Origin of the sequence: Streptococcus mitis ATCC 6249 (assembly GCF_000146585.1) — a bacterium.
GTDB lineage: Bacteria > Bacillota > Bacilli > Lactobacillales > Streptococcaceae > Streptococcus > Streptococcus mitis_AZ.
In genome coordinates this window covers 718,317-731,478 of the sequence record NZ_GL397179.1, presented here as the reverse complement: position 1 = coordinate 731,478, position 13,162 = coordinate 718,317, and the positions used below count along the sequence as shown (strand labels likewise).

Here is a 13,162-nt window from a genome sequence, read left to right as displayed (position 1 = left end):
AAGTTAGGAAATGGAAAGTGAAAAAGATACTACTGACCAGTGCTTTAATCCTTTCAATCGCAGGATTAGCACCCGCATCCGTCTTAGGAGAAGAAAATACAACTCAAGCCACACCTGCTGTCAAGGAAGCAATTGCCAAAGAAGAAAAGAAAGAATCAAGTATTGAGGAAAACTCTAAATCAGAAACTCTTCCGAAAGTAGATGTGCAAGAAGACAAGCCCAAAAAGGAGGGCTGGTACCAAGAAAATCATCACTGGCGCTTCTACCAAGATGACCAACCTGCAGTGAACTGGAAAAAAATTCAAGGCAAATGGTACTACTTCGACCAAAATGGTGACCGTCTCCAGTCCACTATCTATAAAGGTTATGCCTTTGACCAAGAGGGTGCTATGGTGGAAAATAGCTGGACCAAATTGGAGAATCAATGGTATTACGCTGCTCCTTCTGGACGATTAACTCAAAATGCTTGGAAAAAAATCAATGGTGCTTGGTACTATTTTGACCAAACTGGAATCATGCTCAGCAATACAAGCATTGATGGCTATTTCTTAGGTCAAAGTGGAGCCATGGTATCTCAAGGTTGGAAAGAGGTCAATCACGTTTGGTACTACGTTCTGCCGTCAGGAAAAATCTCTCAAGACAAATGGGAGAAAATCAAGGGTACTTGGTACTATTTTGACAAAGAAGGAAGGATGTTGAGCGAAACAACCTTCAAGGGCTACCTCTTTAAGAAGAGTGGAGCTATGGCAGAAAACAACTGGGTCAAAATCAAGGATACTTGGTTCTATGCTAGCGATTCAGGCAGATACGTCCAAGACAAGTGGCAAAAAATCCAGGGCTCTTGGTACTCTTTTACTCATGATGGGGGAATGCTAGCAGATAAATGGCAAGGAAGCTACTACCTCAAGACCAGTGGGGCCATGGCTGAAAAAGAATGGATCTTCGACAAGACTTATAAGAGCTGGTTCTATCTAAAAGCGAATGGGCATTATGCAAATCAGGAGTGGATTGGAGCTTATTATCTCAAGTCTGGTGGCTATATGGCCAAAAACGAGTGGATCGATGATAGTCAAGACAAAGGGCGTTACTATTTGGATGAAAATGGTCGCTATGTTACAGGAATTCACAAGATTTCTGGAAAAGACCATCTCTTCCAAAAAGATGGGAAATGGATTTCTGAAGTTTCAACTGAGGGTGGATTTGTAAAAGGCCAATACAGTAACACCATCTTCCTCGATCCCGGACACGGTGGTCGAGATTCTGGCGCCTTTTACTACAATGTAGCTGAAAAAGATCTCAATATGCAAATCTACCGTAAACTTCGCACCAAGTTAGAAGAACTAGGCTACAAGGTTCTCACCTCACGTGATAGTGATATTGATGTAGATTTCATTACAGAACGTTCCCGTATGGTCAACAAAACCAACTCTGACATTTTTATCAGTATCCACTTCAATGCAACTGGAAACGCATATTCAAAAGCGAGCGGTATTCAAACCTACTCCTATAGCGATGAACCTGATTATCCAAGTAAGATTAATCCATACTGGCACAACCATCCTGATCGCATTAGTGAAAGTAAGCGCCTCGCTGCTGCTATCCACTCCTCTCTCTTAGCCGAAACAGGGGCTAAGGATGCTGGTCAGTTAGAAAGAAGTTTTGCCGTACTACGCGAAACAGCCAAACCAGCCGTCCTCCTTGAACTTGGTTATATGGATAATTTCACTGAAAGCCAACAAATCAGAGATAGTCGCTACCAAGATAAACTGGTCGCAGGCATCGTAAAAGGGATTCAAAAATATTACGCTGGTAAATAAAAATAAAGTCTCGAGAAACCTCGAGACTTTTCTATTTGTCTTCTTTTTTATCTGGAAAGAGATAGCCAAGTCCTACACAAGCTAACACACCGGCACCAATCACCAAACCACTTGAAATTGGTAAGAGATCCAAAATAGCATTTGCAATGATAAAGGCAATAATCAAGCACATCAGACTAGCCTTGTAGTCTTTTTTCAAAAGATTTTCTAGAGTAAAATAGAGGAACAAGCCAACTGGAATCAGTGACCAGAGGTTGATATCCAAACTTGGCCAACCAACAGAACCGAAATACAATACCAGCGCTGCAGCTACTAAAAATACAAGTCCCAATAATTTTTTCATTTTTATGTCTCCATTTTCTTTTTTATTGACTTGAGTTGTCTGATACTGACCCCTCACGTCACTTACATGAACCATTATAGCAGAGGAATTTTTCAAGAACAAGCCCTTTTGCCTATCTGGTCAATATCTCTGTCTAAGAGGTTGAATAGTAGTGATAAAAGAAAAGAAGCTCATTTGAGCTTCTTGATTTTACCAAGTACAAGGGAATCTAAAGTTAGATTCTAAACTAGTTTTTCTTTTCCTTAGATTCTAGAGAAGATTTGATTGCTTCACGATCAGCTTGCAGTTGAGCTAAGTTCTTTTCTGCTTCCTCAAGTTTACTGGTATCTGGTTTCACACGATAGTAAACATCTTCTGGTTTCATTAACATCGATCCATAATCTTGGCCCGAAAGTAGTCTTTCTTCAGCATGATTGCTTTTATCCGTAATCTTTCCATCATCAGCAGGTTGCATAACAACTCCACTTGGAACAGCAACTACTACAAATCCTCCAGCAACAGAATCTTTTACCCACGCGCTGATAGAAGCTGTCTCAGGGTTACGACTATCTTGACCTTTTGATACCTTTAATCCAACTACAGATTCGTACTTTTGATCATTTGTAAACCAAGTCGCATCTACTTCTCCAGAATTCTTAATAATGTATTCATTACCAGATTGACTACGCCAAGTGCCTTCTAAACTAGACAAATCATTGTTCTTGATTGCTTCAATATCTAGTTTTGGAACGGTAGTTTCTTTCTTTAACTTGCTAACAAGTGCTTCTGCTTCAGTAATTTTGGTATCTAAAGCAGTCAGTTGATCCTTGAGTTTCTGAATTTCCTCTTGTTTATCCTTATCAGCCTCATCTGTTTTTCCTTGGCTTGTAGACGATTGACTTGTTGACTCTGTAGTTGAAACAGCAGACGATGCTTGATTTGACTCTTTCTTTCCAATCAAAGAATGCGAGAAAACACTTACTAGGATTATAGCAACCAAAATACCGAGGACTAACCCAATATAGATTTTAATGTTTCTAGTTCCTCTCGCAAACTTTTTAGTTGACTGCGCCTCTGCTAATTCTGATGCAGTCGGCTTGCGGCCATTGACCTCCTCAAATTGTTTTACCCATTCTTTCTTATTCATAATTTTCTCCTTTTTGATTTCTATTCAGCCAAGCTTACGAGACTTCATCCGTTATTATCCATGGATTTTTATAATTTTTAGAAAATCTATGCAAAAAATTCTAAAATGATTAACAGCCTATAGTCCTCTAAAACGGAACGAAAACAAGTACTTGTTAATATATATTATACCACAAAAATATAAATTTTAGTTTTTATTTATAAGCAGGAGACACAGACGTTAAACAGAACCCATCTCCATTAGAAAAAGCCTGTCCTGAGACAAGGCTTTTACATATATCTCTTTTAAATCTCCCATTTTCATAGAAATCTAAATAATATATTTATAAATCAATACTTTCACAAAACTATGTCATCACCTCACTATCTAATCTCAGTACATAAACCATTTTTTCTATAGCTTTTGTCTTAATCTTTATTTTTTCTCTTCATTCCAAGAAAAGCTCCTACTATAAACATGATTCCGGCAGCTAATAGTGTCTGGGCTCCGCTTGCTGTTCCGGTTTTTGGCAACTCATTAGGATTGTTAATAGTTGATTTACTATTGATGTTGGTATTTTTATTAGTTACGTTTCCTTGTTCATTTAGATAAACGTTCTTGTCAATTTCAAAGTTTTTATCATTTTCATCAGAAACAATGCTGTTGACATCATTAGTTGAATCAGATTGTGTTTTTTCTTTCTTTTTGGATACATCAAAAGTAGGTTTATTTTCCTCCTCCTTTTTCTCCTCTATTTTCTTGAATACAGGTTTTATAAAGGTATCTTTTGATAGATTAAGAACATAGCCGGCGTCTTTTTTCCCTTCGAAACCAGAAATTTCCCAACCATCAAATTGGTATCCTTTTTCTAATTCACCCTTATAGACAGGTAACATAAAATCTTCTTCCGACACTATCGTTGAACTCATTTCTTTTCCATTTTGAATGGTCACAGTTACCCTATGAGGTTTTAATTCACTTACCTCTCCCGTGTCTTTATTTAAAATGAATTCTTTTACGGTTGTATTTCTTGCAAAATCTTTTACAACAATCTTAATGTTTAGTGTCTTATCTGTTAGTTGTTTAATATCATCAAATGATTTATATTCTTTTCCATTTACATAAATATGTTGTTCTTGAATCTCACCATCGAATCCATTATTTCTTTTATCATTGATGTTAAAGACTACAGATTTTCCGTTAGCATATTCGATACTAGTATTTCCCTTAGGATCAATGTTTACTTCTGGTTTTACATTATCATATAAAAATTGATAGTGTACTCCAACCGCTTTCGCATTCAAATCGCTATAGCCAGTTTGAAGATAAACATTTCCATCCATATCTGTTACCTTATCTGGAAATCCGTTTGCTTTATAGTCTTTCATTCCCCAGTCCATGATGTCACCGTCTTTAACATTAAGCTTAATGTTAAAATCTCTAGTGTTATCAATGTGTAAATCTCCGTAGATTAAATAATTATCTACAACTGATTCATTAACTCTCAACTCCCAGTTAAAACCACCCTTATCAGAAATCTTACCTCTTAAATAAAATTCTGGATTTCGTACATAAATTTTATTAGATTTAGATGGATTAAAGTAGTTCTTGTCCATTGAAAGATTTACTGGTTTTGCATCAATAAATAACGTAGAGCCATCTTCTTTTATAGCTTCTACATTGGACTTATCCTCTCCAGTGTACTCTTTACCATCCTTACCAAATAATACCAGTTTAGAAGGATCTGTTACAAGATTGCCATCTTTATCGATTGCTTCCCCTTTATCATTCATTTTAAATGTAAACACTTGATACCTTACAATGTTAAAGCCGTCCAAAGCCGACATTAATACTGATTGAGTACTTCTTCCATCTTCAACATTTCTACTATCAGCATAAATTGTTGTTTCTGATAAAACTCTTAGATTAGGATTGGCCTTTTGGATTTTTGCTATATCTTCCTTGTTATAGACTCCATTCCCTTCTAACATATCCGTTTTTCCAGGATTATAGGTAGTCACTTTTAGTACATAGCCTTTTCTCAGAATGATGTTATCCTTTAACAGATATTGTTGTTTTTCTGAATCAGCATAGATTTTACCAGATTCCATTTCAGTTAAATTGTTTGGTTTGTTTTTTGAAAGATCTCCTTCTCCTAATTCTATTACATTCCCATAACTTGATGCATACGGATATTCTGCTTTAGTTTCCTTATTTTTTTCAGGCATTCTAATTTTAGTTTCAGCTTTTATCTGATCATCATCTTTCACAAAGAATCTCATATCTCCTGCAAAAGCTAATCCATCCACAATATCATTAATATTAGCGTATAAATCAAATGTCATCGTTTTTGAATGTGAATCATACTTGGTCGTTTTGATTTCTATCGATTTATAATTATTGCCATAATATACCTTGGCATTTTTAGAAACATTACTGATCTTTCCAAGAATTTCAAAGTGTCCATCTTTAGATGGGTTTAGAATGCCATAAATTTTTGATTTGATTTCATCAAGTTTTTCAGTTTCATATTGTAAGGCACTACCATCGTCATAAGCAATGATATTTCCCTTATCATCGTATTTATAATCGTATTCCTCTATTCTCTTACCAGTTTCACTTGTAAAGTCATCAACTTCTCTAAATTTCTTTTTAATGAGTTTCTTTAAGTCTTTGCTTTCAAAATCTCTAATTGTTGAAATAGTTTTATGAATAGTCAAGCTAGATTTTTTTTCGATAGACTCTTCATTTTCTTGATGATGTTCTACTTCAGTTGTATCTTTTTTAAGACTATCCTCTTTTCTATTTTCTAAATTTTTAAATTTAGATTCGGAAATCTCGCCAAGCTTTTGGTATTTAGATGAATCCTGATCAGGATCTACTAAATAATAGGAAATCATCCCATTTTCATCAGCATGATCAGCAAATTTAATTCTATGAATCTTTGTGAAATTGCTAGAACCGTCTAATGCAATCACTTCAATGATTTTGCCCCTTAAATCTCCTGCACCTTTAATTTCATAAATGGTATTTCCGTCTTTGTCAAGTTTCCTATTCCTTCCTTGACCCTCACCTGCATAAGTTACTTCAAGATTTTTCTCAACCTCTCCATCTTCATTAACAAGAGCGGCCCCAGCATACCAAACTTCGTTGGCAATCTCGTCAAATTTTTCAGGATGTTCTTTTTGATCTCTCGCAAATAGCGTTTCATTCTTGTATTGCTCTTTGACCTTGTGATAAGTATCCTTTGTAATCAACTTAATTTTTTCAGGGTTTGAAAAATCAATTGAAACAATCTTTGGAGGGGTGTTATCAATTTTTACAGGAATATAGGAAACCTGCCATGGGTAATCCTTGGTTAATCTATATTTAAATTTATAGAAATATTGGCCTTCCGCAATCGGTTCAAATTGTCCTCGTATCTTAGTAGCAGGATCTTTTTTGTCATTACTTTCTGGGGCATTTTCTTCTCTACCTCTAGGGTTATAAATGAGTCCATCCCATTTCAAATCACCCCAAACTTTTAGCTTAGAAGATTTAATGCCCTTTGCATCATTTCTTTTAGAGTTTAAAATTCCTTTAATAAAGTGTTCTCTCGAAATGACTTTTAAGTCTCTTTGATTTTCTCCTTCTTTATTTGTATTTACTATTGAAATCACTCCTTCTTCTGCACTTCTTAATACAAGTGGAGAAGGCGTTAATCCTCTCTCAAGTTGAGCATCTTGAGGATTTCCATTTGAATCTAAAGGATAAATTTTAGCAATATTAGAACCACTTGATGAGGGTGCGTTGATTCCTTCGTTATTGAAAGCAAATAGTTCTGGATTTTGATCTAGGGATGTTGTATTTTTATCTTTTCTATTTTGGATAACTCCTGCTGGATTAAATTTATCTATACCATGTTCTCCACCGATCCCCTTATTTAAGGTACCTGGAATTTTTGGTTTGCCATCATCATCATAACCTTCCATCGCTTTTGATTTTGACCCTTCTTCCCAGGCCCATTTATCAAGGATTGGTTCGTGGTTCCAATTCCCAGCAAATCCCATTAGAGGCATCGACAAAGAAGGTTGGAAGTTTCTTTTCTTCCCGTTGGAGTTTAGAGCTTCCATTTCTTCCACTGACTCAAAATGAATAAATGATTCTACAAATTTATTTTTGTTTTTAGCCTCTCCAACATTTATAACCGCATTTAAATCAAAGCTGGAATTTGGACCTATAGTGAAAGTGTCATGCTCAAATGTGATATTTGCTCCTTTGACTTTTTCTGGGTGAATTTCTGGAACAATTTGCTTCCCGTCCGGAGATTTTTCATCTTTATATGTTTCATCGAGTTTTAGCCTATCAGTTAGAGCATCTGTAGTTACAGTTGATGCAGAAACTTTAAAGGTTAAAGGTCTATTTGAGGTATTGTGAAGCTTGATTGTAAAGTATTTTTTATCACCTTTTATTTCTTTAAGAGAAATGGAACCATATGAATTTACCAAACCTTTAGAATCTGTATTTTTGAAAGTCGCTACAACTTCATTTCTCAAAGCATTGGCAACATTAATTAGCCCCGCTCCCTGCTGTCTAGGTGATGCAAAGTATTGACTCTTTTCTTTCCAAGAGGTTGCATCCATCATAGGTCTTGCAGTATTTTGTAGGGCTATTTTTGTAAGACTTGTAAGGTCTATTTTGTCATCTCCCTTAAGATTTTTCAGGACAGGTCTTTCAAGCAATTCCTTTAATTTTGGTCGAATCAAAACAGTAGAAGCTGCTACGATTGGAGTTGCCATGCTAGTTCCTGACATATAACCATAAGTGGATTTACCATTAATAACATTTAGAGTGGATTTAATATTTTTACCAGGTGCTGAAACATCCGGTTTTAAAAGCAAGTCTGTTCTTGGCCCCCAAGATGTAGACCCTGCTGGAACTATAATATCTTCTTTATAAAGTTCTTTGTCTGTGTCAGCTGCAAAATTAAAGTCAATTTCTTTTTCATCACCTACATTTGGTTTATTAGAATTATAGCTTTCCATATCAATTGGATAGTATTGTTCTAAGTTATTTTTAAAATCTTCCTTATTATTTCTTTTGACTTCAGTTTTTTTATCAGGGTTAATCATGTTCCATAATTTTACACCATCATCTCCTGAAATTGAAAATACTTGACTTTTAGTCCCTTCATCCGCTTCATATCCCATAGCTGGAAGCTCTGTCCAATTATCTCTATTGTAGTAATTTACAGTATTTACAACCATAATGGCACGTGCGCCTTTATCCGTAGCTCTTTTAAAAGCATCTTTTAAATCCTTGGTATAAATTCTATCCATTACTGCAATTTTGCCCTTAAGATCCAAGCCTATCAAATCTTGGTCTTGACCTTTGCCTATATATACAAATTTTAATTTATTTGGAGTTTTTGAGCCATCCTCATTTGTTAGGATTTTATTTTTATCGAAAAAAGCACCTATATTTCTGTATTTAAAACTTTGTCCACCTATGTTAACTTTATCAAACTCAATGGTTTGATTTTTAGCAGAAGCGACCGCTATCGCATCTTCATGTGCGGCAGTTCGTGTTACATTTCCAGTATCTGTCATTTTCAGATTATTATTTGCTACTAAATCCCAAGAAGAACTTGAAGCAGAAGTCGCAAAGTTACCTGTAGCAACAACCATTGGGATTCCAGCTTTTCTTAATGCTCTAATAGCCTCCCAATATTTCTCGCCTACAAGACCTGTTCCCGTAAAGCCAGATGATACCGAAACAACATCAACATTGTGTTTGATCGAATCCTCAATAGCATGAAACATTGTTTCATCACCCGCAAACCCAGATCCTGCGTCAGAGTACATTTTATAAGAGAAAATTTGTGCATTAGGCGCAATTCCATCTATGCCATTGAAGTTCTTGATGTCTTTTTCAGTATCATTTCCAGCAAGAATCCCTGCAATGTGCATCCCATGTGGGTCAAAATAATCCCTTCCATCATCATATTTTTCTACAGTGATTTTACCACCATTATAATAATTGAACGCATGAGGGATTTTATCACTCAACCAATAATTTTTATCAGTACCTTTTAAGTCTTCTTTTTTAAATTTCATTGAGTCTTTGGCATCATCATCGATCCTCATAGCCTTATGCCTATAATCTGTTCCAGTATCGATATTTGAAATGACCATACCTCTACCATCAAAATTTTTCCCAAATGGAGCATTAATAGACTTTAGGTAATCAATAGCTTCCTCAACTCCAATTTCCTTTCTGGCATGATTCATCATTGGTTGGACTTTTTGTGATCGTTCAACCGACGAAACACCTTCTATTTGTTTAATTTTGTCCAAATTATCTGGAGTTGTTTCAATGGCAGCGCCATTAAAAATCGTATTATAGGTATACAAAACTTTTGTATCCTTCAGATTGGATAGTTCCTTAATTACTTTTTCTCCAGATTCTTTATCTTTAAATTCAGCAATATAGACAACTTTATCTTCTTTTTTCGGATTTTCTGTATCTTTATTTACAGATGAGTTCGCATCATCTCCTTTGGATTCATTGGAGTCTTCTTTGATACTTTCTACTTCGTTACTAGTTTTTTTGTCTATCTCAAACTTTCTACTAACAACTTCTTTTTCCTCAATAACTGTTGTCTTCTTCTCCTCAGTATCCTTTGAAGTTTCTATAACATTATGAAGTTCTTCAGATTGTTCATTGTTTTTTGTTTCTTTATCTGCTACTACTTTTTCTTTATCAGAAATTCTTAAAGCATCTTCAGAACTAGGTGCATCTGCTAAAATCACCTCATTGGGGGCATATGCTGCTAAAATAACTGCAGCAGTAGTTAATGACAATACCGTACTTTTTTTCATTTTAATTCCTTCATTTTTTATTTTAAACCCAATAGATAGAAAACTTTAACCTTGCTAGCCTTTGTTATAAAAAGTTTTATGACGTATTATCTAGTGGGATAGAGTAGTACATTTATATATAATTGTTAGCTCTCTGAAAAATAGTATATCAATTAAAAAAATTTAAGTCAAGAAAAATTAACCCGGGTTAATTTTTTTTTAATCCATGTTAACAAATAGTCTAGTCAATAAATATTATAGTTAACTGGGTACAGTATAAACTCATTCGTGCCATCAAAAATATTATCAATCAACTGGAATAACTACCAAAATCGCAAAAAGGGGGTATGGATACAATTTATGCATCAATAAATATATAAAAACAACCGCTATAATTTTCAACGGTTGTTTGTAACATATTTAATTTTTAAATCTCATTCTATCTTATCTCTTACGAACCCGCACTTTCGTAGGCATCTAAGCCCTTGTCCCATAGTTTCAAAGAAATGACAAAGAAGACAAGGGAAATCAGAATCAAACCACCGATATTAAAGAGTCCGTTCTTTTCCTGCAAGAAATAGCTGGCAGGATAGTAGGCCGTAAAGGCAAAAGGTACGATGAAGCTAATTAACCAACGAAGGAGCGAATTGTAAATAGAAATCGGGTACTTGGCAAAGTCATTAAACATATAAAAAATGTAAATCATGGCTCCTGACTGCTTGGTCCAAAAAGCGATACTGGCAGTCGCGATTTTCAGGGAAGTATAGATCAAGGTCGCAAAAGGAATACAGACTAGGAAAAGCAGGAATTTGGGAAGAGTCCAAGCAATGCTTGATACTGTTGTCCCTAGTAAAATGCCACCAACCAATAGTTCACCCAAGGCATCAATCTGAAAGGTCTCAACGAGGATATGGAAGAGCGGATTGATAGGACGAGTCAGATACTTATCAAACTCTCCCTTTCGCACCAAGCGCTGCCCCAGTGCCCAGAGATTGTCAAAAAAGAGATGGTCCAATCCCTTTGGAATCAAGGAAAAACCATAGATAAAGGCAATCTCTTGAAAGGTCCAGCCTTCTAGAGATGGAATGTGTTGAAAGATGACATTGAGAAACAAGAGATTCAGACCTTGGGTCAAAAAAACTCCTAGCACACCAACCACAAAATCCACCTTGTATTCCATGATTTGCTTGATGTATTGTCTGATAAAAATCAGATGCATGCGTTGATATTTTTTCATACTAACCTCCTTGAATAGTGATGAATGACTGGACTCGTTTCCAAATCAACTGAGACAGACCCACCATCACTAAGAGCCAGAAAAACTGTAGCAAGATGGCCTGAAGAATCTGACTAGCATCGTATTTCCCAACAATGATCATGACCGGAGTATAAATCAAAGATGAGAAAGGCAAGAAGGACAGAATATCTGAAACAAGCTTTGGAAAGAAAGCCAAGGGAATCAGACTTCCAGACATAAAGGCCACTATAGAAGTCTTGAGTAGATTGGAACCCCATAGATTTTTAAACACAAAGGCTGAAAATCCAAAGCAGATATTAAAGAAAAAGTTAATCAGATAGGCCAGCGTTAAGCTAAAGAGATAAAGGACAGTTAAGCCCAGCACCTCTACAATACCTTGTCCAGATAAGATTTTCATCAAGACAATGACACTTAAAAATGGCAGTCCAACAGAGATAAAAATCAACCACTTGGATCCAAGCTCTGTAAAGAGGTAAGAAGCCGCAAAATGCACCGGTCGCAACAAGCGCATGATAATGGAACCATCCTTGACCTCCTCCCCGATCATAAAGGAGCTATCTGACCTGGTCAAAAGATTAGTCACAAAACTCATGATGATGTAGAGGGTGATATCTGCCATACTAAAGCCCTGAATCAAAGACTCCTGCGAGGAATCAAAGACCGCCTTCCAGAGATAGAAAGCGACAAAAGCTCCCATTACATCCCCAATCCGATAAAGAAGAAAATTGACTCGATAGGTAGTCAACTCCTGAATCCCTGCATTGATAAAGGGTTTATAACGTCTCCACAATTTGACCATCTTAGAGCTCCTTTCGATAGAAGCGACGGATAATATCCTCAATATCCGTATCCAGCATCTTCAAATCGCGAATTTCAAAATCAGACAGGGTTTGCTTGATAATCTCAGCCGACTGGTAGCGGGAACTATCGAATTCAATATTGAGACTGTTTCCTTGTCTATCAATGGTCATATCAGGCAAGCCTTCATAATGAGAGACGAGATGACTTTGACCTGGCGTCAGCTCAAAGGAAAGAGTCTTCATCTTGCCAAAGGTCTCCTTGAGCTGGCTAACCGTTCCATCAAAAATCTCTTGCCCCTTATCAATCATAAAAATTCGATCACAAAGCTGCTCAATGTCGCTCAGGTCATGAGTGGTCAAGAGAATGGTTGTTGCTTCCTCTTGATTGATCTGAGTAATGGCCCGACGAATGTTATCCTTGACCGAAACGTCCAAACCAATGGTCGGCTCATCTAAAAAGAGAACTTTAGGATTGTGAAGCAAGGAAGCCGCAATATCCGCCCGCATCCGTTGACCTAGTGAAAGAGTCCGCACGGGGTCCTTGATAAAGTCCTTCAAATCCAAGACTTCATTTAAAAAATCCATGCGTTTATGAAAGAGCGAGTCTGGCACATCGTAAATCTCTTTCAAGACCGTGTAAGTCTCTTGCAGAGCCAAATCCCACCATAGCTGGGTGCGTTGTCCAAAAACAACTCCAATATCCTTGACATAATCTTGACGATTGTCCTGCGGAATCTTGCCATTAATCCGACAAAAACCAGATGTCGGTTTCAAAATTCCTGTCAGCATTTTGATGGTTGTCGACTTCCCAGCACCATTTGCTCCGATAAAGCCTAAAATTTGGCCTTTTGGAACTTCAAAGGTCAAATCTTTAACCGCTTCAAAGGTCTGCTTTTCAGGATAAATAAAGGAGCGCAAAGCCCCCTTTAACCCCGGTTCCTTTACTGTCTTCACAAAATTTTTCTGAAGATGTTCCACTTCTATCATTGCCATATCTATC

Annotated in this window: 7 protein-coding genes; 1 reads left to right on the top strand and 6 read right to left on the bottom strand. The window is 36.4% G+C overall.

Going from position 1 to position 13,162, the window contains the following annotated elements; all coding sequences use genetic code 11:
• The first annotated feature begins 17 nt into the window (after positions 1 to 17).
• Positions 18 to 1,817 (top strand): N-acetylmuramoyl-L-alanine amidase, encoded by a 1,800-nt coding sequence (locus HMPREF8571_RS05315; protein WP_000722519.1) that lies wholly within the window; start codon positions 18 to 20, stop codon positions 1,815 to 1,817.
• A gap of 31 nt (positions 1,818 to 1,848) precedes the next feature.
• Here the strand turns inward: HMPREF8571_RS05315 and HMPREF8571_RS05310 are convergent, their stop codons facing one another.
• From HMPREF8571_RS05310 to HMPREF8571_RS05285, 6 genes are all read right to left on the bottom strand, one after another.
• Entirely contained in the window at positions 1,849 to 2,160 is a 312-nt protein-coding gene (locus tag HMPREF8571_RS05310) for a LiaF transmembrane domain-containing protein (RefSeq protein WP_000734659.1), read from the bottom strand.
• Positions 2,161 to 2,386: 226 nt separating this feature from the next.
• Positions 2,387 to 3,286 (bottom strand): DUF6287 domain-containing protein, encoded by a 900-nt coding sequence (locus tag HMPREF8571_RS05305; protein WP_001034439.1) that lies wholly within the window; start codon positions 3,284 to 3,286, stop codon positions 2,387 to 2,389.
• Between the two features lie 407 nt (positions 3,287 to 3,693).
• Positions 3,694 to 10,125: a S8 family serine peptidase gene (locus tag HMPREF8571_RS05300; RefSeq protein WP_000750023.1), complete on the bottom strand. Its 6,432-nt coding sequence runs from the start codon at positions 10,123 to 10,125 to the stop codon at positions 3,694 to 3,696.
• 430 nt (positions 10,126 to 10,555) lie between these two features.
• Positions 10,556 to 11,341: an ABC transporter permease gene (locus HMPREF8571_RS05295; RefSeq protein ID WP_000760738.1), complete on the bottom strand. Its 786-nt coding sequence runs from the start codon at positions 11,339 to 11,341 to the stop codon at positions 10,556 to 10,558.
• 1 nt (position 11,342) lies between these two features.
• Complete coding sequence (locus tag HMPREF8571_RS05290; protein ID WP_000240156.1) at positions 11,343 to 12,161, bottom strand: ABC transporter permease; 819 nt, start codon at positions 12,159 to 12,161, stop codon at positions 11,343 to 11,345.
• A gap of 1 nt (position 12,162) precedes the next feature.
• A complete protein-coding gene (locus HMPREF8571_RS05285) occupies positions 12,163 to 13,155 on the bottom strand; it encodes an ABC transporter ATP-binding protein (RefSeq protein ID WP_001240821.1) in 993 nt (330 codons plus the stop codon).
• Positions 13,156 to 13,162 lie beyond the last annotated feature (7 nt).

Coding starts and splice junctions, on each gene's coding strand:
- HMPREF8571_RS05305 (WP_001034439.1), bottom strand. CDS start 3,286: ATGAATAAGAAAGAATGGGTAAAACAATTTGAGGAGGTCAATGGCCGC.
- HMPREF8571_RS05300 (WP_000750023.1), bottom strand. CDS start 10,125: ATGAAAAAAAGTACGGTATTGTCATTAACTACTGCTGCAGTTATTTTA.
- HMPREF8571_RS05295 (WP_000760738.1), bottom strand. CDS start 11,341: ATGAAAAAATATCAACGCATGCATCTGATTTTTATCAGACAATACATC.
- HMPREF8571_RS05290 (WP_000240156.1), bottom strand. CDS start 12,161: ATGGTCAAATTGTGGAGACGTTATAAACCCTTTATCAATGCAGGGATT.
- HMPREF8571_RS05285 (WP_001240821.1), bottom strand. CDS start 13,155: ATGGCAATGATAGAAGTGGAACATCTTCAGAAAAATTTTGTGAAGACA.
- HMPREF8571_RS05310 (WP_000734659.1), bottom strand. CDS start 2,160: ATGAAAAAATTATTGGGACTTGTATTTTTAGTAGCTGCAGCGCTGGTA.